This is a genomic window from Petrotoga sp. SL27 (assembly GCF_002924605.1).
Classification (GTDB): domain Bacteria; phylum Thermotogota; class Thermotogae; order Petrotogales; family Petrotogaceae; genus Petrotoga; species Petrotoga sibirica.
In genome coordinates this window covers 45,978-69,125 of the sequence record NZ_JAIP01000013.1, presented here as the reverse complement: position 1 = coordinate 69,125, position 23,148 = coordinate 45,978, and the positions used below count along the sequence as shown (strand labels likewise).

20 protein-coding genes are annotated in these 23,148 nt (G+C 32.9%); all 20 read right to left on the bottom strand.

Annotated elements, in window-relative coordinates; translation table 11 throughout:
• Positions 1 to 108: 108 nt before the first annotated feature.
• Positions 109 to 1,833: a DUF4910 domain-containing protein gene (locus tag AD60_RS05820; RefSeq protein WP_103876726.1), complete on the bottom strand. Its 1,725-nt coding sequence runs from the start codon at positions 1,831 to 1,833 to the stop codon at positions 109 to 111.
• 16 nt (positions 1,834 to 1,849) lie between these two features.
• Complete coding sequence (galT, locus tag AD60_RS05815) at positions 1,850 to 2,860, bottom strand: galactose-1-phosphate uridylyltransferase (RefSeq protein ID WP_103876725.1); 1,011 nt, start codon at positions 2,858 to 2,860, stop codon at positions 1,850 to 1,852.
• Position 2,861: 1 nt separating this feature from the next.
• Positions 2,862 to 4,313, bottom strand: coding sequence for a glycogen synthase (locus tag AD60_RS05810; protein ID WP_103876724.1), 1,452 nt, complete (start codon positions 4,311 to 4,313; stop codon positions 2,862 to 2,864).
• A gap of 47 nt (positions 4,314 to 4,360) precedes the next feature.
• On the bottom strand, positions 4,361 to 4,984 hold the full coding sequence (locus AD60_RS05805) for a CBS domain-containing protein (RefSeq protein ID WP_134080048.1): 624 nt from the start codon (positions 4,982 to 4,984) through the stop codon (positions 4,361 to 4,363).
• Positions 4,985 to 5,022: 38 nt separating this feature from the next.
• The gene (locus AD60_RS05800; RefSeq protein WP_103876722.1) at positions 5,023 to 6,246 is read right to left on the bottom strand and encodes a M20 family metallo-hydrolase; all 1,224 of its coding nucleotides are present in this window, start codon (positions 6,244 to 6,246) and stop codon (positions 5,023 to 5,025) included.
• 31 nt (positions 6,247 to 6,277) lie between these two features.
• Positions 6,278 to 6,397: a CorA family divalent cation transporter gene (locus AD60_RS05795; protein WP_103876721.1), complete on the bottom strand. Its 120-nt coding sequence runs from the start codon at positions 6,395 to 6,397 to the stop codon at positions 6,278 to 6,280.
• Positions 6,387 to 9,581 (bottom strand): exodeoxyribonuclease V subunit beta, encoded by a 3,195-nt coding sequence (locus tag AD60_RS05790; RefSeq protein WP_103876720.1) that lies wholly within the window; start codon positions 9,579 to 9,581, stop codon positions 6,387 to 6,389. The genes AD60_RS05795 and AD60_RS05790 overlap by 11 nt, the downstream gene beginning before the upstream one ends.
• A gap of 132 nt (positions 9,582 to 9,713) precedes the next feature.
• Positions 9,714 to 10,442 (bottom strand): ABC transporter ATP-binding protein, encoded by a 729-nt coding sequence (locus AD60_RS05785; RefSeq protein WP_103876719.1) that lies wholly within the window; start codon positions 10,440 to 10,442, stop codon positions 9,714 to 9,716.
• A complete protein-coding gene (locus AD60_RS05780) occupies positions 10,415 to 11,404 on the bottom strand; it encodes an ABC transporter permease (protein WP_103876718.1) in 990 nt (329 codons plus the stop codon). Before AD60_RS05780 ends, AD60_RS05785 begins: the two co-directional genes overlap by 28 nt.
• Positions 11,405 to 11,431: 27 nt before the next feature.
• Positions 11,432 to 12,373: an ABC transporter substrate-binding protein gene (locus AD60_RS05775; protein ID WP_103876717.1), complete on the bottom strand. Its 942-nt coding sequence runs from the start codon at positions 12,371 to 12,373 to the stop codon at positions 11,432 to 11,434.
• A 310-nt stretch (positions 12,374 to 12,683) separates the two neighbouring features.
• Positions 12,684 to 14,144, bottom strand: coding sequence for a cardiolipin synthase (gene cls / locus AD60_RS05770; protein ID WP_103876716.1), 1,461 nt, complete (start codon positions 14,142 to 14,144; stop codon positions 12,684 to 12,686).
• 1 nt (position 14,145) lies between these two features.
• On the bottom strand, positions 14,146 to 14,844 hold the full coding sequence (gene tmk, locus AD60_RS05765) for a dTMP kinase (protein WP_103876715.1): 699 nt from the start codon (positions 14,842 to 14,844) through the stop codon (positions 14,146 to 14,148).
• Positions 14,845 to 14,902: 58 nt separating this feature from the next.
• On the bottom strand, positions 14,903 to 15,466 hold the full coding sequence (locus tag AD60_RS05760) for a chromate transporter (protein ID WP_103876714.1): 564 nt from the start codon (positions 15,464 to 15,466) through the stop codon (positions 14,903 to 14,905).
• Positions 15,463 to 16,032 (bottom strand): chromate transporter, encoded by a 570-nt coding sequence (locus AD60_RS05755; protein WP_103876713.1) that lies wholly within the window; start codon positions 16,030 to 16,032, stop codon positions 15,463 to 15,465. The genes AD60_RS05760 and AD60_RS05755 overlap by 4 nt, the downstream gene beginning before the upstream one ends.
• Positions 16,033 to 16,155: 123 nt before the next feature.
• Positions 16,156 to 17,256: a TM0106 family RecB-like putative nuclease gene (locus tag AD60_RS05750; protein ID WP_103876712.1), complete on the bottom strand. Its 1,101-nt coding sequence runs from the start codon at positions 17,254 to 17,256 to the stop codon at positions 16,156 to 16,158.
• 26 nt (positions 17,257 to 17,282) lie between these two features.
• Complete coding sequence (gene glyS / locus AD60_RS05745; RefSeq protein ID WP_103876711.1) at positions 17,283 to 19,352, bottom strand: glycine--tRNA ligase subunit beta; 2,070 nt, start codon at positions 19,350 to 19,352, stop codon at positions 17,283 to 17,285.
• Positions 19,342 to 20,205, bottom strand: coding sequence for a glycine--tRNA ligase subunit alpha (locus AD60_RS05740; RefSeq protein WP_103876710.1), 864 nt, complete (start codon positions 20,203 to 20,205; stop codon positions 19,342 to 19,344). Before AD60_RS05740 ends, glyS begins: the two co-directional genes overlap by 11 nt.
• A gap of 52 nt (positions 20,206 to 20,257) precedes the next feature.
• Positions 20,258 to 21,925: a DAK2 domain-containing protein gene (locus tag AD60_RS05735; RefSeq protein ID WP_103927455.1), complete on the bottom strand. Its 1,668-nt coding sequence runs from the start codon at positions 21,923 to 21,925 to the stop codon at positions 20,258 to 20,260.
• A 17-nt stretch (positions 21,926 to 21,942) separates the two neighbouring features.
• Entirely contained in the window at positions 21,943 to 22,287 is a 345-nt protein-coding gene (locus AD60_RS05730) for an Asp23/Gls24 family envelope stress response protein (RefSeq protein WP_158248391.1), read from the bottom strand.
• Positions 22,288 to 22,308: 21 nt separating this feature from the next.
• Positions 22,309 to 23,133, bottom strand: coding sequence for an AmmeMemoRadiSam system protein B (amrB, locus tag AD60_RS05725; RefSeq protein ID WP_103876707.1), 825 nt, complete (start codon positions 23,131 to 23,133; stop codon positions 22,309 to 22,311).
• Positions 23,134 to 23,148: the final 15 nt, after the last annotated feature.

Below are 23,148 nucleotides of genomic sequence, written 5' to 3'. Positions count from 1 at the left end.
TGAGCGATTACGAAGGTTTAGATCTATTTAAAAGCGTTTACCTTGCTTTTTCTTAAAAATAAAAAATAAGGCACTCATATAGAGTGCCCTAATATAATAAGAAAAATCTTATATTTCGATTAATTTTTCTTCTTTTAATCTTTGCAAATAATGCTCAACTTCAGATTTTAAATCTTCCTCAATTCCCAACTCTGCTTTTGCAATTAAAATAGCATCTTCTTTTGAAAATCCTAGTTCAAATATATTTAAAAATACATCCATGAAATCTCTAAAGTTAGGTATTTTTTCTCTAATTTGGTTCATCCATTTTATATCTTCGATATTGTGCCACGAATCAGAAATCGGTCCAATATTTTTTCTTACCTTTCTTTTTTGTGAAGGGATCAAATCAAAGTCAATTTTTTCTTTAAAAAATTCAATTAATTCTTCTTCAACATCTCCATATTTAGAGAGTTGCTTTAGCTTTAGGTATGTCATGTAGTTTACATAATTGGTGATAAGTTTGCTTTGAGCATTGACTAACTTGAAATGATTGTTTATAATTTTGCCTTTTACTTGTGCCAAAACTTCTTCACTCATGTTGTCTAGATCGTAGATACTTTTTAACACAGCTTTTCCTATCCAGTCAAGGGTGTCTTTTGAACATTTATCAACCGTGTCGTCGCTTGAATGGTAATATCTATCGGGCCAATTTGTTAATGACACAGCAGGTATTCCCAAGCTGGGGTCTGAAAACATGTAATGATCAGAACCTCCTGAATATCTTTCGAAAGATAATCTAAAAGCAGGATATTCTAAGTTCACATAAAGAAGTTCCGCTAAAAAAGAAGGTATTGCCCAGGGGGATGCAGTTAATTTAAGAGTAGACCCTGTTTTAAATTGATCTTCTCCCACCATATCTAAGTTTATAACGTAAGCGTTTTTTGGGAATTCTGTTGTTAAATAAGCGGCTGTACCGTACATCTCTGCTACCCAAAGACCAATGATTTTTCTGTTTAATTGGTCTTGGAATTTTTCTAATACTCTCATTATTTCTGCCAGTAGTGCTGAGCCGCTTGCATTGTCGTTGGCTCCCGGTTTTGGATGACACAGATGAGCAGTTAAAATAATAGCTGGTTGATCGGCATCTTTACCTATGTTTTCTTGTAAGACTTCTAGGGTATTTGTTCCTTGATCTGCATCTAAAAAGGCTTCTATGTAAACTTTTCCTTTTTTAAGCTTTTCCCTTAATTCTTGAAATTGATCATAAGATAAAGCGTAACCAAAGGCGTACTTATTTTTAAAACTCGGGAAAGAAGTATAATTAATGGTATTGGGTAAGAGTTCTGGAGTTCTTCCTATGGATTTATCCTGAGCTTTCATGTAATAACTGAGGACACACCTCGCGTTGAATTTTTCTACAGCATAGTGGTAGACTAAGGTGGGATTGCCATCAGCCAATACCGCATTTCCTGATTCAAAATTTTTGTAGTCTTCCTCTTTTTCTCCTTTTCCTACATCGAAGACTTTCAGTTTCTCTATGCCATCTGTTTTATCTGATAGAAATATTGCTGAGATAGGTGTTAGAGATAGATCAGAAACTATGTATTTCCCCTTTTGATATTTTAAATAACCCCCCTTTAGATTCCAGCTTGGAGGACTTTGCCACGTGTTGTAAGTTTTATTCATAGGAAAGGTCAACAATGTTGAATTTTTCAAATAATTTTGAATTATTTCTATCGCCTTGGAATATTCCAAGCTACCTTTTGCTCTGTGAAAATCAGAGATTTTTCTGATTAATTCAAGTACATTTCTTGAGGAAAATTCGTAAAATATATCTTTTAAATCTATCATTTTATCCTCCTAGTTTTTAAAGAATGTCTTTTTCTTCTATGAGGTCACTGCAGGCTTGTTCGGGAGAAACATGGTTAATATGGAAGCCTGTGCCCCATTCAAAACCAGCGACATTAGTTAATCTAGGTAATATTTCTATATGCCAATGATAATATAGTTCCAGTCCGTCTATAAACGGTGAAGTGTGGATGAATAGATTAAATGGTGGATCGTCGAGTTTTTTATCAAACCTTTTGGTTATAATAGAAAGAGTTTTTGCTAGATCTTCAACTGATGTCGGTTCGTTTTCTAAGGATCCAAAGTCATGTGAATGTTTTAGTGGAAGTATCCATGTTTCGTATGGAAATCTGGAGGCGTAAGGTTCTATAACAATAAACTCATCTGTTTTGAAAACTACCCTTTGTTTGTCTTTTAACTCCTGGTTTATTATATCACAATAGACACATCTTTCTCGAAACTCATAATAAGATTTGGATCCTTCTATTTCCGATTTAATCGTGATAGGAACGATAGGAGTGGCAATAAGTTGTGAGTGTGGATGTGAAAGAGAAGCACCAGCCTCTTCCCCCTTGTTTTTGAATATTTGAATGTATTTTATGTTTTTGTCTTTTCTTATTGTTTGAAACCTTTTTATGTAAGCCCATATTATTTCTTTCATTTGATCTATTGGCATATTTGCAAATTTTGCGTTATGTTGTGGAGTTTCTATTATTACTTCATGGTATCCATAACCAGACATTTGGTCGTATATCCCGATACCTTGTTTTTTCAGTTCGTTTTCAGAGTGGAGTGCTGGAAATTTATTTGGCACAACACGAACCCACCATCCTGGGGAGTTTGGAGTAGAGTTAGCGTCTCTAAATGCTATTATTTCTTCCGGAGTACTGTATTCATTTCCATAATCGAAAGGGCAGAAGGAAGTTTCTATTTTTTGATGCTGTTTTTTGAAATCCATGGGCCTTTTCGATCTTTCGGAAGATATGATAACCCATCTTTTTATTATAGGATCTTTTCTCAATTCCATCATTCTAATAACCCCGTTTTTTGTCAAGGGCAATTTTGTATAATTCGATGTATTTCTTAGCGGTTTTTTCGTAAGAGAAATCTTCTTTCATACAGTTTTCAAAAATATTAGTCCAGTCATCTTTTCTTTTTTGATGAAAGAATATGGCATTCATTAACGTGTACAATAAATCGGCTTCTTGGTATTCATAAAATCCGAATCCTGTTCCTTTTTTATCTTTTGGGTTGTATTCCGAGACCGTATCCTTCAACCCCCCTGTGTATCTTACAACAGGAACGGTACCGTATCTCATTGAGTACATTTGGCCTAATCCACATGGTTCATACTTAGAGGGCATTAAAAATATATCAGATCCAGCGTATATCTTTTGAGCTAGATCGACATCGAAGGTTATGTTGATGGATATCTTTTTTGGATAAAGCTTTGTCAAGGTAGCAAAATACTCTTCATATTTTTTATCTCCTGTTCCTAATAGTACAAATTGAATATCAGTGAGTAGCAACATGTCTATTATTTTTGAAATTAAATTGATTCCTTTTTGATCAAAGAGTCTACCAATAAAAGAGATTAGGGTTTTACTTTCATCCTTAGCGAGACCTAGGTGTTCTTGCAAACTTGTTTTATTTTTTAACTTGTCTTCGTATGATTTAATGGGATGGAAAATATGAGTATCTTTTAAGGGGTCATAAATACTGTAGTCAATGCCGTTTAATATACCAAACAAATCTTCAGATCGAACCTTTAATACACCTTCTAGTCCATAACCGTATTCTTCGCTTTGTATTTCTTTTGCATACGTGGGACTCACGGTATTTATTATATTACTGAACAAAATTCCGCCTTTCAACACATTTACTTTTCCATAATATTCCAGAGCGTTCATGTTGAAGAGGTAAGTTGGTAATCCAGCCTGATTTAACACATCAGGGCTAAAAAGCCCTTGATAACCTATGTTGTGAATAGTTAATATCGTGGCTATCTTTTTTAATATATTGTCTTGTAAATAATAGGTTTTTAGATATACAGGTATAAGAGAAGTGTGCCAGTCGTTTACGTTGATAACGTTTGTGTCTGGTTCACATTCTTTTATAGTTTTTAAAGCAGAATCACAGAAGTACGAAGTCTTCAAAAAGATATTTTCTTCATCATATATGTTTTTTGAATCATAGAGAGAATCGGTTTTTATGAAATAAATTACTACAGAGGAACCTTCTAAATAACTTTTATAGACACTAAAAGGGGACTTATGTGTATGTGAATCAGGTACTAAGCCTGTTTTTACAAGCTGAAATTTAGAAATTTCAAAATTATTTTCTATGTTTTTATGAAAAGGCATTATAACGTATATTTCTTCTCCTGCATTTTTAATATATTTTGGTAGGGCCCCAGCTACGTCTGCCAAACCTCCGGCTTTAGCAAATGGGGAAACTTCGTAGGATACGTAAGCTATTTTCATAATATTGCCTCCTAATGATTAATTCTTTACTCACAATTGGCTTTTTTTCAGCTTTCTTTATCTCCCTTTTCTTCGTATATACCTTCATACTCTATATTTTCCTCATCTAATATATCAGAAATGAGATCAATATTTTTAATACCAAGTTTTAGACTGATCATTCTTTTTTTATCACTTATTTTGGCTGTCATTAGAGAAAGAAGGTTGATTTTTCGGGTCGCAAATATGCTTAAAACTTTATTTAGTTCACCAGGAATGTCGTCTATCTTTATTACCGCTCGCGTTCCTGTTTCGTCCATGGCAGAGATTGTTTTAAAGGATTTTAATACTTCAAAAAGTCCGAAGACTCCCACAGGATGCATTTCATTATCAACAACAGGTAAAATTCTAGCTCTGTTTTCTAACATCAAAACTAGCGCATCCTCTAATAAATCATTGTCAAATAAAAAAGAATCGGTAGGATCTAATATTTCTATTAATTTCGTATCTAAATCATAAGAAGAAAATGTAGCTATATCGTTGAAAGTGATGAGGTTGTACAAAGTTCCATCGCGTCTTAAAACGACCAGATTTTCTTCTTCATTGCTTATTTTATCAAAGGCTTTTTGCAAGTTTTCTGTGTATTCAATTGTTTGAAAAGTATCATTTTGCCATAATTTTACATACATCATACAACCCCCAATATAATCTTTAAGGTTAAAAATAAGAATTATAAATTACTCATAAGGTATGCGAAAACTTGGGTATCTTTAATTAAATTGTCTATTTTCACATATTCGTTAGGTTGATGTGCGGTTCCATCGATCGTTGACCAAACAACAGCGGGGAACCCTGCCCCACGGACTATCGCCGCACAGGTACCTCCACCTATTCCACCAACCTTAGCTTGTATATTTCTAAGTTCCTTTATGCTTTCTTTTAATATTTCTACACAAGGGTGTTCTTTTGGGGTGGGTTTGGTTGATTTTTCAATATGTTCCCCTTCAATTATTATTTTGACATTCCATTTCTTTTCATATTCTTTAGATAGATTCTTAAGAGTGTTTATTATTTGTTCAACGTCATAGTTTGGAAGAATCCTTCCATCGAAATATATGATATCCGTGCCGGGAATGGTATTTATGTTTTCAACATTGGATACTTTCTTTGTTGGTTCAAAAGAAGAGTATGGGTAATTAAAGAGGTCGTCTTGTAGGTTATAAGTTTCGTGGAAATATTTATCGGCTGCAATTGCGAAATCCATGCCAGCTCTATGGGCGTTAATGGAGATATTGGGCATAGATGCATGGCCTTGCTTTCCAAGAGTTGTTATTTTTAACCACATAATCGATTTTTCTGCAACTTCGATGAAGCTTCCATCAGGTTCCCCGGCATCTGGTACGTAGAACCAATCCTCTTGTTTGAATATTCCTTGTTTTAATAAGTATTTTATTCCAAATTCTGAACCGGTTTCTTCATCTGAAACCAAAGCTAAGGCAATGTTGTTTTTCGGTCTCACTTTTAAACCCATAATGCTTTTTACGGCATATAATGTTGATATTAAGGAAGCCCCATTGTCTTCGCTTCCCCTTCCAAAAATCTTTCCATCTTTTACTACCGGTTGAAAAGGATCTGTTTCCCATAATTTGATATCACCAGCAGGTACCTTGTCCATGTGAGTTACAAACCAAATAGTTCTTTGTGGGTTTTGACCTTTATAGGTTGCAACTATGTTTGGCCTGTATCCATATTCAACAGCATCGTCTGGAGCGTCGTATCTTTTAATTTCATCGAAATTCCAACCGCTAATCAAAGATTCTAACCATTCTGCAACTTCCTTTTCCCCAGGCCCTCCCGCACGTGGGTTGACAGAGTCAATTGATATGAACTTTTTTGAACTTTCAATAATTTCTTCTTTTAATTCTTCTACTTTTTTAATTATACTTTCCTTCATGTAATTAGACCCCCTTATAGGTATTTGTAATTCAAAACCTTTTTTTCTTTTTGAATATAATTATCATGATTACAGCTATTGTTGCCATAATTCCTAAGATTAGGAAATAACCAAATTTCCAATGGAGTTCTGGCATATTCTCAAAATTCATTTGTAACTTCCTCTTTCGAAAGTTGTGAGATCAATCGCTCTTCAAACTGTGGGTCGTATTCAAGAGTTATGGGATCTTGTAATGTTTTGATACTTATTATGTGACCTCTTTTTGGATTCCCAAAATCGGATAATAGGTAAAGGTAGAAAAGTATTTGAAATTCGTAATCTTTAATTTTTTTTGGATCTTTCAAGTCTGAATATTTGTAATCCAAAATCTCAATATCACCTTTTTCTATTATAACTTTATCAGGAATCCCAAATAACATATATTCTTTTTTTCCTATATTCAATTTTTTCATGAGTCTCCATTCATTTTTTATTACTTTATTCTCAGAGGGTGAGAAGGCTCTTTTTACTATATCTAATTCATCAAAACCTTGTGGTAACTCTCCGTTTTTTACCATATTTTTTATGTGACTTATATTTTGAGCACTTCTTAGTTTAGAGTGTAAAAAGGATCCTCTAAAAATAAGCTCTTGATCTGAAAAAATGTTTTTTGGATCAAAATAAGTTGAAGGAGATAGAATGGTTTCATTGAGATCTTCTATTAAATCTAATTCGTTAGTTTTTATTTCATTGATTATGTAAGTTGGGGCTATGTACTTTTTATACGAGAGATTGGTTAAGTCTTTAAGATTTTGGTGAGGTATATCTTTAAACAAAGTATTTTCTTCATCTTTGTTTAGAGGTTCGGGAGCGTTTTCTTTTGGTTGTTGAATATTATCTGAATGAATTATATCTATGGTATTTGAATTTTTTACTGTTAGGAAGAAATTATTTAATGTATCGGCTTTCTCATTTGACACTAGGAGGGGTATCAGCAAGTCTTTTGCTCTTGTTATTCCTACATATACTAATCTGTTGGCTTCCGTTTTATCTAAAAACTCGTTGTTTTTAAACCATTTGAGTAGCCAATGATCACTGTTTTCTACGCTCTCTTTAAATACATTCTTCAAGAGGTAATATCTGTTTCCCGCCGCATCAGGGATCGAAAATTCCGCATAGGAACCATTTTTTGTCCCAGAAATAGAGTTGTGTAAACCGATCATTAATACAATAGGAAATTCCAAACCTTTAGATTTATGGATGGTCATTACTTTCACACTGTTAGAGGTTTCATCTTCTATAGAAGCCTCTTCTTCTGAGATATTAGAGGCATTTTTCAAAAATCTGACCAATTCAGAAAAAGAATTTGCCATATTGTTGTATTCTTCGGCTTGATTTATAAGTTTTTTTATATTGGATATTGAAACTTCAGGATCGTTTGTTAAAACGAGTTTAGAGAAGTAATTGTTGTTGTTTATTATACCTTTCAGTATGGAAGAAGGAGTTAAATAATATTTGAGATCCTTGTACTTTTTAAGCACTTTATAACTTTCCACTACATCATCAGGGAATTCGCTTTGCATATTTTCAAACGTTTCAAAAAAACTTCCTTGCCTTTTTTCTACCAATTTGGAAAGATCTTGAAAGCTCATGCCTACTAAAAGTGACATCATGTATCTGACAAACTGGTAGTCGTTAAAAGGATTTTGAATTGAGTTAAGGGCAGCGAAAATAGCTTGAATTTCTGGTCTATTGTAAAAAGATTTGCTGCCGAATATATAAAAGGGTATATTATATTTAAAAAAGGTGGTTCTAAGTATTTTCTCTGTATTTTTTAATTCTTTTGAAAGGACAGCGATATCTTTTGGTTCTATTTTTCTTCTTTCATAATATACTTTATTATTTTTTCTTACTTTGAAATCCATTTCTTGTCCTAACAACTTTTTTATAACTTTTGCCAACGTCTCTATTTCAATGGCAAGACGATTTTCTTGGTTGTTTAATCCATTTTCATCAGTGGGTTCAATTAATATGTATTTAACTCTTTTAGTATCATCTTCACTCAAAGTAGGGATCGTTTCGGTCTCTTGGGGAGGGATTTCGGGTTCTGATATATCTTCTTCTTGGAAGGAGAGATTTTCTAAAAGTTTGGGATCGATGTCTTCCATCTGTAAATTTTCTCTTTTAAATAAAGAAACTTCAGAAAGATGATTTGCAAAATTTATGATTTGTTGATGGGATCTTCTATTTTTAGTTAATTTTCCTAAAAGAATCTCTTCATCAGAATTTTGAGCTTCTGTTAAAGAACGTGAAAATACAGAAACATCCGCTCCTCTGAAACGGTAGATGGATTGTTTTCTATCTCCAACATAAAAAAAATAATTATCTGTGGTATGGAGTTTGTCAAAGATTTCTTTTTGAAGATAATTAGTATCTTGAAATTCATCAACTATGATATATTTAAATTTATTTTGATACTTTTTAAGAAGATCGGGGTTATTTTCGAATTCTTCTACAACTTTTTCTAAAACCGCTTTGAAATCGTATAAAAAATTATCGGTGGTTAATCCCAGATAGAATTCACTAGCGATAAGAGAAATAATTTTTACAAGCCATAAAAAGTTTTTGTAAAGCTCAGAGAGTTCTTTATCTGCTAATTCTAAATCGTTAGTTAATAAGACTCTTGACATTTCAATGCGCCAGTTGGAAACAACATCTTGAATTATCTTTTCAAACTCGTCCAAGCCTCTTTCAGAAAGTATTTTTTTAAAGGATTCTTTAAATTTTGTTTTTTCTCTATTCAAAGTTTCAATATACTTTTCTATTTTTTCCTTTCTTTTTATGGACAAGAAATTGAGCCAATCTATTTCTTTATCTTGATATATTTCTAAGGCAACTCTTAAAGCTGAATAAACCGATCTTTCAACTTCTCGATCTCTTTGAAAGTCGCTTATTATACTGAAATTTGGGTCTACCCCCATGGAAATGTTGTTTTCTCTTATTATTCTTGAGCAAAAACTGTCTATAGTTTTGACCCATGAGCGGGATAAATTAATTTTTACTTCGTTCCAATATTGGTACCATTCTACTTTGCTGGTGCCATAAGGGGGTTTTTCATCCAATTTGTTGGAAACTTCTTCCATAATTCTATTTTTCATTTCAGAGGCGGCTTTGTTTGTGAAGGTCACTGTAAGAATGTTTTCAACTATCTCGGCATTTGGAAAATTCTTTTCTAACACTTTGATAAAATATTGTGTAAGAATATAAGTTTTGCCCGTTCCCGCCGATGCTGAGATAAAAAAATTCCTATTTGGATCATCTATCTCTTTGTAAACATCTACTTTTTTTACACTCATTTTGTATCTTGTCCTTTCAAAATATGAACCAATTTGTTTTAAATATTATACCATATTCTATTATTGATTAAAAAAGTAAAGACGCCCTATGGGATAGAGCGTCAACAAGATAATTTAGAAGTATTTTATTTGTCAATTAGCTGTTACTTTTTTTAGTTCTTCTGTGTTATGTGTTTTTTCGTAGACAAAATCTTTTGTAACCTTTCCATCTTTGATTTCCACTATTCTACTTGAATATTTTTCTACTATTTTCATGTTGTGTGTGACCATTATAATGGTTAATCCCAACTCTTTATTTATCTTCATAGTTAGTTCCATCACCTTTTCAACATTTTTGGGATCAAGAGCCGCGGTATGTTCGTCTAATAGCAGAAGATCAGGCTTTGTTATAGAAGCAAGAACCATGGCGAGGGCCTGTTTTTGCCCTCCGGAAAATTCTTTGACTTTTGTTTTAAGTCTGTTTTCTAAGCCCATGTTTAAAGATTTCAACAATTCTAATCCTTCGTATTTTCCAAATGAAAAGAATCTATTTCCTTTTTTGGATCCCAAGATCAAATTTTCTTCGAGGGTTAGCTCAGGAAATACACCTCTATCAGGTTCTTGATACACTATGCCAACATTTCGAAAGAGCTTGTAGGGTTTTGTTCTTTTTATGCTTGTGTTATTTAATGTAAAGCTCCCTTGATCCAACACTACTTCTCCTGTTAAGACTTTAAGAAGCGTTGTTTTCCCAGCACCGTTGGGACCTATGATAGTTACAAATTCTCCCTTTTTAATACTTAATTCAAATTTGTCTAAAGCCTTTTTTTCATTAATCTGATTTTTGTTGTATACTACTCTGATGTTTTTAAGCTCAACCATTTTTTAAATTCTACCCTCCTTAATCCTATTACTAATATTATGAACAACGCAGTTATTAGTTTCATATCGCTTGATTGGAAGCCGATTATGTAACCATATCTCATGGCTAATGCCAGTAAAAATTGATAGATAACAGCTCCAATGATGGGGCATAGCATGTTATAGAACAGATTTAGCTTACCAAATATGATCTCCCCCAAAATAACCGCTGCTAAAGAAATTACAACAATGCCTTGACCCATATTCACATCTGAAAATCCACCGTACATTGAGAACAAGGATCCTGACAGCCCCGCAAAGAAATTTCCCAAAAGTAATCCGATTATACTCATAATTTCAGGGTTCATACCAAGGTTTTTGATTCCTGCCTTGTTACCTCCGTACCCCCTGAGCGCAATTCCTAACTCCGTTCTCAAAAAGATTATTGTTAAAAGAGCAGATACAAATACCACCGATCCTATTAAGATGGTAGAGTTATATCCAGAGTTTTCTCTGAATGGAGATAAGGTTTTTTTGGTTTCGTTTATTTGTAAATTACTTTGATTTTCCTTTAAGCTACTCATGCCTAAAATGTCATCTAACTTCGTTTTTTCGGTGTATTGTGCTTCTTGCTGGGCTGTTATTTCTTTTGGAACGGAAACGTTCGGTCCATTCATGACCCTAATGTTTATCGAATAGAGCATTGTCATAACCAATATGCTGGCTAACAAGGAATTGACTTTTAATTTGTTATGTATCAGAGCGGTTATTATCCCGAAAAAACCTGCCATTAAACCACCAAGAAGCATACATATTATCCAAGGCAGACCCGCGTACATAAACGCAACGGTTACGGCCCCTCCCAACACATACGATCCATCCGGCGTTAAATCCGGAAGGTCGATGACTCTGAAACTTATAAACACGCCCATGGCAACTAGGGAGGCTATTAATCCTTGTTCTAATATACCCACTAAATCCATAAATTTCCTCCTAAATTTCTGTCCCGATCATAGTATTCCTTCTATTTCATCTGCAATGTCTAAAAATTGTTGAGGTATATTTACATCTAGAGTTTGGGCTCTATCCAAATTTATATAAAACGTTAGAGCGTCTGCTCCTACTATCCGAGACTCAATTTCGTTAGGTTTTATGCCGTTTATGAGATCGAGGACAATTTTCCCTGTTTCTATTCCTACTTGATAATAGTCAAAGCCAAAACCTAAAACGGATGTTTTTCTTGCTATATCAATGTCTCCTGCAACTACCGGGATCTTGTTTTTTTCAAATACTTGGCCTAAGATTTCAGCTGATGAAGCAACCAAATTATCTGTGTATAGATAGGCAACATCGATCCTGTTCGCTTGAGCGTTTAGGGAAGTTACAAGTTCGTTAGCGTTCGTCCCTGTGATTTCAATTACATTGAATCCCAATTGGGGAGCAAATTTCTTAGTTTGATCTGCTAAAAAAACCGAGTTAGCCTCGCCAGTATTGTAAAGGATCGCTAAGTTTTTGGCATCAGGAAATATTGTTCTCATGAGGTTTACATGAGTTTCAACAGGGACCATATCGCTTACTCCAACAACATTTCCTGGATTTTTACCAAATTTGGGTATCAAACCCGCACTGATTGGATCCGTAACCGCGCTGAATACCACTGGCTTATCTTTTATTTCGGTTGCGGCTGCTTGAGCGGAAGGGGTAGCTATTGCAACTATTATATCTACATCAGTTTTGAACTTGTTAGCTATAGTTATTGCATTTTGAAAGCTACCTTGTGCGCTTTGATGCTCATATTCAAAGTCTACACCTGACTCTTCAAGATAATCAATTACTCCCTGATAAATTTTGTTTAAAGCAGGGTGTTCCACAATTTGTGTGATACCAATCTTTACACCAAAAGTAAATGTAAATAGAAAAACAATAAACAAAGTTGTTAACACTTTTTTCATACCCTTACACCTCCTGGAGATTTTGTTTTTTTACGTATTTCTTATAAAAAAAGGGTGTCTACTTTTTCGTAGACACCCACTTGATCTTCTTATACCTACTTGCTCGCTAATAGGTAATGGAAGGCACCAAGTTGGGTGTCTTTCCAATACCAAAAGTAGAAATATTGATTATTTTTTGATTTTAAAGTATCGAGAGGATTTATTAAAAATTGTAATGAAATTTTTTTCATAGTAACCCTCGCTTAATTGAAATTTAATTTTTTAAATTATACATCAATCAATAAGGTTTGTCAAGTAAAAATTTTATTTTTTACAAAAGATTGGAGAAAATCCTACAGAATGCTTCTGTGAATTTGATAGGGAAAGGCTGATTATTAAAGTAATCTTGAGAAATGTGAGAACTAATTTTTAAATCCTCAAGAAAAATATCTTCTATTTGTTGAGTTTTTTCCCTATCGTATATTAAGAAATTTGCCTCATAATTTAGTTCAAAGCTTCGAATATCTATATTTGCTGTTCCAACGGTTGATATTAAACCATCTATGGATACGAATTTAGAGTGTATGAATCGATCTTTTTTGTAAAAATATACTTCAACGCCATATTTTATAATTTCTTCCAAATATGTTCTTGAAGCAAAATATACTAAAAAATGATCCATCTTTCCTGGAAATAAGATTTTTACTTTAATACCAGAAAGGGCAGCAATTTTCAAAGCTGAAAGAATGCTATCATCTGGGATGAAGTACGGTGTAGCTATGTATATATGGTCTTTAGCAATATTAATCATCTTGTGGATCATTTGCATTATCGATGAATTTTCTGATTCTGGGCCACTCACCGCTATTTGTATTAAGGAGTCCCCTTTTCTCTCCTGCTTTTTAAAATATTTACCAGGATCTATTTTTTCTTTTTTCCTCTCTGCCTTTACAATTGTTTGATAGTCTTCAAAAAAAATTTTTTGAAGTCCGTTTACAGCCTCTCCTCTAACTTTTAAGTGGAGGTCTCTCCAATATCCCAAACTACTTTTACCAATGTATTCATTTCCAATGTTTATCCCTCCGATGAAGCCAATTTCAGAGTCAATTATCGCTATTTTTCTGTGATTTCTATAATTTACTTGGGTATTCACAAATTTAAGTAAAGGGGATAAAAAATAGCTATAAAAAGCAATTTCAACTCCTGCATTTTCTAATTGCTTTATATAGCTTTTCTTTAGGCGCCCTGAACCTATTTTATCCATGATAAATTTAATTTCTACTCCTTCTTTAGCCTTTTTTATCAAAAGATCTTTGAGCTTTTTGCCTGTTTCGTCATCTTTTACAATATAGTACTCCAAATGAATAGATTCTTTTGCGTTTTCAATTTCTTTAAAGAAAGAAGCAAATTTTTCTTTCCCATTTTTAAAAATTTCTATGTCGTTTCCCAAAAATAAAGGCGACTTAGAATTTCTTTTTAAAAGATTAATTAGTTGTAAGTATTGAATATCATTTTCCCCAAGTACCTTCGTTAACCATTCTTTTTCTTTTTCAGATAAAGTAGGTTTTGAATCCAAGTAAATATCACTGGTAAGTTTTCTTCTTTTCCAGTTCCTTCCAAAAAAAAGATAGATTACAAATCCTATAAGTGGGATTACGGCAAATATTAAAAGCCAACTTATGGTTTTTTCTGGTCTTTTTCTTTCTAAAATGACAACAGTTGTAGCAACAAATGCATATATTAATACAAAAAAAGTCCAAAATCCAAATTTGAAAATTATAGCAAAAGCCATTTTATATTTCTCCTAAATCTCTTATGTTTTTCCATATAGAGTAGATCTCTTCGTGAATTTCTTCGATTGTTTTTAATTCTTTGTTTTCTTTTAAACAGTTTATTATCGTCCAATTGTACTTCTGGGCAATGTATTTCGCATTTTTGTATGTCTTGTTTATGTACTCAATATTTTTTTCGTGGATATCTTTTCCCGTTAGGTCTATTATTTTTTCCTTTCTTTTTTTCAGCAATTCTATACTTATTTTGGGAGGAATATCTAAAAATATTACGTAATCAGGCTTTGGCAAATTAAATTTGTTGAATTCCAAATCCCAAAGCCATTCCAAAAATTCACCTTTTTCACTTTGATTTTCGAATTTTGAAGATTGATATATCATGTTGGAAGTTGTGTACCTATCAGATATTAAAATTCCACCAGATTCATATAAGGGTTTCAATTCCTTTTGATAAGTTGCAAATCGGTCCACAGCAAAAAATGTAGAAGCAGCGTAGGGATTTATTGCTTCAGGGTTTTCTCCAAATTCACCTTTTAAATACATTTTTATCAAAGCGGAAGAGTCGCTTTTGTAATTTGGAAATTCAACTTTGAAAGCCTTGATTTTTTCATCTTTTAATCTTTGGCATAATTTTTCTGCTTGAGTAGCTTTGCCACTTGCGTCTGTTCCAGATTCTATTACAATAAGCATTCCTTTTTTCATAAAATATCCTCCTACCATTTAGGCACTGGTACTTGAGCTATTTAACTGATTTTCTAAGTTAAAACTTAAAAATTATTCCCACAGCCGCTCCTAAAGCCAAATAAACTACAGGATGCTTTTTAAACCGTTTCATTAGATAAATAATGATTAGAAACAATATTATAGCCTTAAAATTGAAAATAGAAACCGAAGTTTGAGTTTCTGTAAGCTTCTCAAGATGAAATAAAGAAACCTTTGCTACTTCATATCCTGCTGCACCTATTAGTCCTACTACCGCAGGTCTTAAAGCATAAAATCCATTTTGTATAAATGGTTTTTCATTGAACCTTTGAAAGTAATGGGCAATTATAGTAATAATTATTATTGAAGGTGTCACTATCCCCAGCACAGCTATTATACCACCAAAAACACCTCCCGAGTTGTAACCAACAAATGTAGCTGTGTTTATTCCAATAGGTCCCGGTGTAGATTCGGATATAGCTATATAATCTGCTAAATCAGTAAGGGTTAACCAATCATACTTACGAGCAAGATCCTGAAGAAAAGGTATCGTTGCTAAACCTCCACCTACAGAAAAAAGACCGATTTTAAAAAATTCAAAATATAATATAAGGTAATTCATTTTCTATCATCCTTGAAACCCTTTCGGGGCGTTTCTATTCCATTTTGCTGTATAATCAATCCAACTATGAATGAAGTTATCACAACTACAACTGGAGATAATTGTAGGAAAGCAACAACAATAAAGGAAACTGAAAATATAATTATACCTATGTAATCTTTGATAGACTTTTTCCACATATTTATTATGGCGTTCAATATTAATGCAACTACAACTACCCTTATGCCTCTGAAAGCATGTTGTACTATTTTTAAATCTTGAAACTGTTGGAAAAATATAGCAATAATGGTTATTATTACGATAGAAGGGAAGACCATCCCTAAGGTTGCGAATATTCCTCCGAGAATTCCTTTTAATTTGTAACCTATGAAAGTAGCGGTATTTATAGCGATTATTCCGGGTGTACTTTGACCAATTGCATAATAGTCAATTACCTCTTCATCAGTAGCCCAATTGTGTTTTTTAACAACTTCTTCTTGAATCATTGGTAACATTGCATAGCCACCGCCAAAAGTTAAGCTTCCGATTCGAGCAAAAGTTATAAATAAATTCCATAAATCTTTCATCGATACTGTTAGCTCCTTTTATATAATTGTTAGAATTGTTTGTTTATATTAACATTAAAAAAGACTTATGTACAGCATTGGATAAACTATACATAGGTCTTATTTAGAGAGTTTATGAACGAACTAAATGGCTTTAAGGCTTTCTAATACTAATTTTGTAGCTCGACAATCATCTTCATTGTATTTGAAAATATTTTTCAAAGCATTTTTATTGCCATTCAAATAGCTTTTGTACTCGAGTATAACCGCAAAACCATTTAACTCTGTTTTCCAATCAAAACCAAAGTATTTACTGATATCTTTTAATGAATAAGAAACAACGGGTAAGCTGTAATTTTTTCTGATTATTTCGTATAGATCACAGGTTTTTGAGGAGATTTTATTTAATTTATCTCTCAATATAGGATATTTAAATGAAAGTTTTTTTAAGGCTGTGAGATCGTTTTTATCGTAGTGCAATAGCACTTTGTCTTTTTCATACAGGAAATCAACCATTTTTACAGCGTTTTGGTATCCATTTTTCCCTAAAAAGAAAGGAACGTAAGTTTCGTTTTCCAAAAATCCAAATAAAAAGTCTTTGTTTAGGTAAGTTTCTACATCAAAGACTATATAATCTTGTGGAAAAGAATACTCATCAATAACGTGAACTTGGTTTTCAATTAGAGATTTTAAATTGTATAAAGGTTTTTTAAATTTTTTGTCCAATTTTTCTATTTGATTGGTTTTTATAACTGTCAAGGGATCCAAATTCATGTTTTTTAAATCCTCAACCATAGATTTACTTAAATTGGGGACTATGGAATAATCCCCTTCCATTAGAAATTCCAAATGGCATTGGTTTTTTATTTTGCAGAATTTACAGTGTGGCCCATGGACTTTTTTCGTTGATTTAAGATAGTTAAGTTCTTTCGTTATCCATTTTTCTCTTAAAAGAATATCTGAAACGTTTATTTCGTAACTTCCATTGGATGTTTCTAAAACTATTCTTTTTATTGGTTTACCCTTATCTTTGAAATATTTATATACGGTATATATATGTAACCAATAAGATTTTTTAAAATTGTTCCCCATTCTAACGATTTTTACTACACCATTGTTGATGCTTTCATAATTAGCTTCAACGTTCAAACCATTTATATTAATATCAAAGTATGAACCTTGCCTTTTATAGGTAGGAACAAAATAACTGCAACTTTTAAAATTTTCATAGTAAAGTAAATCCATTGTTTAAACACGCCTTATCTTAAAATTTAGCCTTTGTATAGTTTTTCCACGTCTCCAATTTCATAAAACAGCGCAGATAGAGATTTTAAAAAACCTAGTCTATTACTTCTTATAGATTCATCTTCAGACATAACAAAAATTCTATCAAAATACCTGTCAATATTTTCTTTTAAAGAGATTAAGCTTTCAATTGCCCCGTCATAATCTAATTTTTTCAAACAGTTTTCAAATTGAGATTTCACTTCTAAATACTTTTGAAATAACGTTTTTTCCTCTTCTTCTATGAATAGTCTGCCATGATATTCTTGAGAATAGTGGTTTTTTGAAATGTTGTTTACCCTTTGAAACGCTGTAATAAAATCTTGAAATTCTTCTTTTTTTATAAACTTATCCAATGATTTGGCAGCCAAATAAGCTCTTAAAGGTTTATATATATTTATTAAAACTGAATTTATGGCCTCTGCAGATATGTTTTCTCTTTCTAAAATAGTTTCTAACCGGTTAGATAAGAAACTTTTTAACTCATCTTCTACAGGTTTTATAGATATGTTGGATTTTCCACTTTCGGCGAAAATTTTTTCTGATAAATCGATAAGTTTTTTGAGGTTCAAGTCCCATTCCATCGATATCAAAATTCTTAAGATTCCAAAAGCTTTTCTTCTCAATCCAAAAGGATCTTTTGATCCTGAAGGGATCTTTCCTATGCCGAAATATCCGGCGATATCATCTATTTTGTCTGCTATGGAGACGATATTAGCGACTAAATTTTGAGATATTTCATCATTTTCCGAAAGAGGCTTGTAGTGTTCTTGGGCTGTTAAGAAAACATCTTCCGTTTCTCCTTTGTGTTTCAAATAGATTCTTGCCATAATTCCCTGCAATTCAGGAAATTCATATACAACTTTGGAAGGAATATCAATTTTACATAACAATCCGGCCCTTTTAACAACATCTAAATTTTCAAATCCAAGTTTTTCAGCGATTTTTGAACTGAGTGTTGATATTCGCTCACATTTTTCTCTGTAATTTCCTAATTCAACTTGATAAGTAATACTTTTTAAATCTTCAAGTCTCTTGGATATATCCGTTTTTAAGTCATCTTCATAGTAAAAAGCCGCATCGTCCAATCTTGCGTTTATTACTCTGGTATAGCCATTTGTCACATTGTTTTTTCTGCCGAAACCATCTTGGAAAGCTATGTATTTATTGATTACCTTTCCATCTTTCATCGCCACAAAACTTCTTTGATGGTGTCTTACAGTGACAACGATGATTTCTGGTGGTAGAAAAAGATATTTTTCATCAAAACTTCCAACTACCCCTTTAGGAAATTCTGTCATTTTGGCAATTTCTCGAATTAAATCCTCGTGCTCTTCCAAAGAAATCTTGAAATTATGTTCATCTTCTAGCTCTTGAATTTCTCTCTCTATTACTTCTATTCTTTCTTCATATAAAGGGATTACATAGTTCTTTTTTAATTCACTAAAGAAAGTTTGAGGATTTGTGGTCAACATCTCTTCGCCAAAAAAACGATGGCCATAACTTTTGTTAGATGATTTTTCATCGAATATTTCAAATTCTAAAATCTCTCTATTGTACAAACCTAAGACCCAATGTACCGGTCTTACAAAACTGTAATTACCTTTTCCCCACCTCATACTTTTGGCAAAATTCATGTTGGTTATCAATTCTGGAATGATATATTGTAAAATAATTTTGGTAGGTTCTCCCTTTCTAATAGATTCTATATATGCGTACTCTACGCCGTCAATATTTTCAAACTTTACATCTTTTACTTGCACACCTAGACTTTTTGCAAAACCTTCCAGTGCTTTTGTGGGTTGGTTGTTTTCATCGAAACAAATCTTTTTTGGAGGGCCTTTTCTTTTTTCTTTTTTATCGGGCTGTTTATCTGGAAGCCCCAAGATGTAAGCTCCAAACCTACGAGGGGAAATAAAGATATTCATGGACAAAAAGTTCAAATCATTTTTTTCCAGTGATTTTTTTAATCCTTCTTCCAATTGAGCTAGTATATTATCAAATTCTGATGGGGGTAAATCTTCAACACCTATTTCAAAAATTGCTCTATTCAACATCAATTACCTCCGCATTTGAACTGTCGATATATAGTTTTGCACAGCTTTTCGCCATATTTCTTATATCCAAAATGTATTGATGTCTTTCGTTAACTCCAATGGCATTTCTTGCGTCCAATAAGTTGAATACATGTGCTGATTTTGCTAAATAGTCGTATGCAGGTAAATACAATTGTTTTGCAATTAGCTTTTGAAATTCTTTTTTATACATATTGTAAAGTGTCTTAAGCATATCTATATCAGCTTCTTCAAAATTATAGTAAGAAAACTGCCTTTCGTTTTCTTTATATATGTCTTTGTATTTTACATTTTTATTCCATTTGGTTTCATAAACGTTGTTGATATTCTGTAAATACATAGCTATTCTCTCTATTCCATAAGTAAGCTCAACAGGAATATAAGTTAGTGGGATTCCCCCCATTTGTTGAAAGTATGTGAATTGGGTGATCTCCATACCATCTAACCATACTTCCCATCCAACACCCCATGCACCTAACGTAGGAGACTCCCAATTGTCTTCTACAAACCTTATGTCATGCTCCTTAGGAGATATCCCCAGAGATTCCAAAGACCTAATATATAGATCTTGGACGTCTTTGGGTGAAGGTTTGAGAACTACCTGGTATTGATAAAATCGTTGCATTCTATTCGGGTTTTCACCGTATCTACCGTCTGTTGGCCTTCTACAAGGTTGAGTATAGGCAACTCTCCATTCATTTGCTCCAAAAGATCTAAAAAAAGTGGCAGGACTGTATGTCCCTGCCCCCATCTCTATATCGTAAGGTTGGTCTATAACACATCCTAAATCGGACCAGAATTTTTCTAAGTTCATAATCACATCTTGAATGTACAAATCAAATCCTCCATTCTTCCAGCAAAATTAATTGATTATTATTTTTAAGATTTCACTCAACGGAAATAAGCAGTGGATAATGTCTCTGCCCACCGTTGTGAATTTCTATCTCTATATTGGCATATTTTTGGGTCAGATTTTTTACTAGTTGATCGATCTTTTCTTTTTTAGCACCTTCACCGTAAATTATAGTAATGATTTCATAGCCTTTTTTTATTAGTTCTTCTAAAACTTTTTCCGTTTCTTTATAAACGTTCTTTCCATGAGCTTTTAACTCTTTTCCAAGAAATATCAAGTACTCGCCTTTTTTTATTTTTTCACCTTTAATGGTGGAATCCCTGACCGCATAAGTAACTTCAATCGGAACGATAGATTTAACGTATCCCATCATGGATTCTTTTAGTAGTTCTTTGTCCATATTGTCATCGAAACCAAGCATGGCGCTTATACCTTCTTGAACATGTTTTGTGGGTAATATCAATATTTCTTTATCTGTTAACTCTGCAGCCTTTTCGGCAGCCAGAATTATATTTGGGTTATTGGGGAGTATGATTACTTTTTTTTGTGGAACTTTATTGATTGCCTCCGAGATATCTTTTACACTAGGGTTGGTGGTTTGACCTCCAAAAATGACTTGATCCACTCCCAAACTTTTAAAGATTTCTAAAATTCCTTTTCCTGGAGATACAGCAATCACACCCCAATTTTTGTTGTTCAGATTATTGTTTATGGCTACTTTGGTTTGCTCTATATCAGCTATTTTCCCCTCTTTTTGTTTTTCTATTATGTGTTCATGTTGAGATTTCATGTTGTCTATCTTTGTTTTGATTAATTCGCCGTGTTCTAAAAACTTTTCAAAGACTAAGCCAGGATGATTAGTGTGTACGTGTGTTTTTAATATGTCCTCCTGATTAACTAAAACAATGGAATCTCCCATACTTTCCAAAAAACTTCTTATTTCTTCTAAAGCCTTTTTTTGTATGGGATGTTTGTGAAATTTTACTATAGCTTCTGTGCAATACTGATATGTTAATTCTTCATAAGCTATTTCAGTTATTTGTTCAGGTGTGGCAGACTCTAATGCCTCTAGTTCTACTTCAGTATCGCCGTGAAGTGCATCGTTCATCCCTTTTAAAATGTAAGCAAGTCCTTTTGCGCCAGCATCGACAACATTTGATTCGCGTAATTTTTTCAAATATTTTGGGGTTTCCTCTACTATTTCAAATGAATACTTTACAATCGCATCGAAAAAGACCAAAAAATCTTTTTCTTCGGACATACTTTCTTCCATCTTTTCTGACAATCTTCGAATTAAAGTCAGCATTGTTCCTTCAACTGGTTTCATAACGGCGTTGTAAGCTCTATCTTTAGCATTTTGAAGGGCTTTTATAAAATCTTGGGTGTTGATTCTTTTCTTTTTTTCGAGAATTTCTGTTATTCCGCGAAATATTTGTGACAAAATAACACCTGAATTACCCCTTGCTCCTAGCAAAAGGCCTCTTCTTAAACTTTCCATCAAAGATTTCATATCGTTTTTATCTTCAACTTCATCCATGCTTTTACAAGCTTCGAGCATACCTGCTAACATATTATTACCTGTGTCTCCATCTGGGACAGGGAAGACATTTAGGGCGTTAATTTCATCTTTGTTTTTAGCTAATTCTTCTGTGCCTTTTTTTAAAGCAAGATATAGGTCTTTTGCATACAAAAACTTGAGCATTCAACAGACACCTTCTCTCAATATTTCAAGCCAGATATGCTCACATTTACTTTGATATTATCAAAATTTAGCATAGATTTGACTCTATGGTGAACATTCTCTTGTATATTTTGAGCAACTTTTTTTATGGGGAGACCATATTCAAAAACAAGGAAAAGATCAACTACTATACTTTCTTCATTTTCTGATACGTTTATTCCCCTATCTTCACTTTTTGACCATAAACTTGATATCCTGTCAAAAAATCCTTGTTTTCCAGAGATTTCTACCGTACCATAGGATTCGATAACAGCTTTATAAACCAATTCTTTTATAACTTCGTTTTTGATATCTACAGTACCAAATTCAGTTTCTATTAACATTAGGTTCACCTCCATAATTTATTATTTTTGTAAATTACTAAGTATTGCAGAGAGATATCCAACGACCGCTTCATAATCACCGCTTATTTGGCCACTCGTCGTGTGGTCAATTATTTCAATATCAGAAAATCCTATACTTAAAAGAACAGCAACAGGACCGTATCCACACATACTAATATTATACCTTCTAATTGTATCATACATTTCTTGCAGATTCATATTTTTTAATGTTTCTATTACTTTTTCATCTTTTAGCAATGTCTTTTCATGACTTTCGTAATGGTTCATATCAGAAGAAGCAATGACCAAATCTCCTTCTCCTATTATATTTGCTAAAATTTTTCCAAGATTTTTTGAGGTTTCTAAACTTTGATCCATCATGCAGATAGGTATAATTTCAAAGTCATTTCCCATGGCATACTGAAGAAAAGGTAACTGTACCTCTAGAGAATGCTCATTCAAATGTGCAAATTCATCGTTATGAATATCTAAATCTTTCAAAATCTTCATTGTGGTTTTTTCGTCAACTTTTACTCCTCCCATGGGAGTTTCCCAACTACCGCTTGTAAAAATTGATATTTTAGAACCTAATCCTGAGTGGTTTGGCCCTAACAAAAATACTCTTTTTGCTATACCTTTCTTAAATACTTTTTTGTAAGCTTTTGCCGCGGTTTCTCCAGAATATATGTAACCAGCATGAGGTACTATTACTCCCATAGGGGGAATTAATTTTTCTGAATTTACTTTAAAATTATCACCAAAAAAACTTTTTAGAAGATTTTTTAATTTTTCAGGATTCGAAGGGTAAAAGGTACCTGAAACCATAGGATTCCTTACCTTCTCCATTTCTAAACGCCTCCT

Excerpts from the sequence above, each read along its gene's own strand:
- AD60_RS05820 (WP_103876726.1), bottom strand. The coding sequence starts at position 1,833 with ATGATAGATTTAAAAGATATATTTTACGAATTTTCCTCAAGAAATGTA.
- galT (WP_103876725.1), bottom strand. The coding sequence starts at position 2,860 with ATGATGGAATTGAGAAAAGATCCTATAATAAAAAGATGGGTTATCATA.
- AD60_RS05810 (WP_103876724.1), bottom strand. The coding sequence starts at position 4,313 with ATGAAAATAGCTTACGTATCCTACGAAGTTTCCCCATTTGCTAAAGCC.
- AD60_RS05805 (WP_134080048.1), bottom strand. The coding sequence starts at position 4,984 with ATGATGTATGTAAAATTATGGCAAAATGATACTTTTCAAACAATTGAA.
- AD60_RS05800 (WP_103876722.1), bottom strand. The coding sequence starts at position 6,246 with ATGAAGGAAAGTATAATTAAAAAAGTAGAAGAATTAAAAGAAGAAATT.
- AD60_RS05795 (WP_103876721.1), bottom strand. The coding sequence starts at position 6,397 with ATGAATTTTGAGAATATGCCAGAACTCCATTGGAAATTTGGTTATTTC.
- AD60_RS05790 (WP_103876720.1), bottom strand. The coding sequence starts at position 9,581 with ATGAGTGTAAAAAAAGTAGATGTTTACAAAGAGATAGATGATCCAAAT.
- AD60_RS05785 (WP_103876719.1), bottom strand. The coding sequence starts at position 10,442 with ATGGTTGAGCTTAAAAACATCAGAGTAGTATACAACAAAAATCAGATT.
- AD60_RS05780 (WP_103876718.1), bottom strand. The coding sequence starts at position 11,404 with ATGGATTTAGTGGGTATATTAGAACAAGGATTAATAGCCTCCCTAGTT.
- AD60_RS05775 (WP_103876717.1), bottom strand. The coding sequence starts at position 12,373 with ATGAAAAAAGTGTTAACAACTTTGTTTATTGTTTTTCTATTTACATTT.
- cls (WP_103876716.1), bottom strand. The coding sequence starts at position 14,144 with ATGGCTTTTGCTATAATTTTCAAATTTGGATTTTGGACTTTTTTTGTA.
- tmk (WP_103876715.1), bottom strand. The coding sequence starts at position 14,844 with ATGAAAAAAGGAATGCTTATTGTAATAGAATCTGGAACAGACGCAAGT.
- AD60_RS05760 (WP_103876714.1), bottom strand. The coding sequence starts at position 15,466 with ATGAATTACCTTATATTATATTTTGAATTTTTTAAAATCGGTCTTTTT.
- AD60_RS05755 (WP_103876713.1), bottom strand. The coding sequence starts at position 16,032 with ATGAAAGATTTATGGAATTTATTTATAACTTTTGCTCGAATCGGAAGC.
- AD60_RS05750 (WP_103876712.1), bottom strand. The coding sequence starts at position 17,256 with ATGGATTTACTTTACTATGAAAATTTTAAAAGTTGCAGTTATTTTGTT.
- glyS (WP_103876711.1), bottom strand. The coding sequence starts at position 19,352 with ATGTTGAATAGAGCAATTTTTGAAATAGGTGTTGAAGATTTACCCCCA.
- AD60_RS05735 (WP_103927455.1), bottom strand. The coding sequence starts at position 21,925 with ATGCTCAAGTTTTTGTATGCAAAAGACCTATATCTTGCTTTAAAAAAA.
- AD60_RS05730 (WP_158248391.1), bottom strand. The coding sequence starts at position 22,287 with ATGTTAATAGAAACTGAATTTGGTACTGTAGATATCAAAAACGAAGTT.
- amrB (WP_103876707.1), bottom strand. The coding sequence starts at position 23,133 with ATGGAGAAGGTAAGGAATCCTATGGTTTCAGGTACCTTTTACCCTTCG.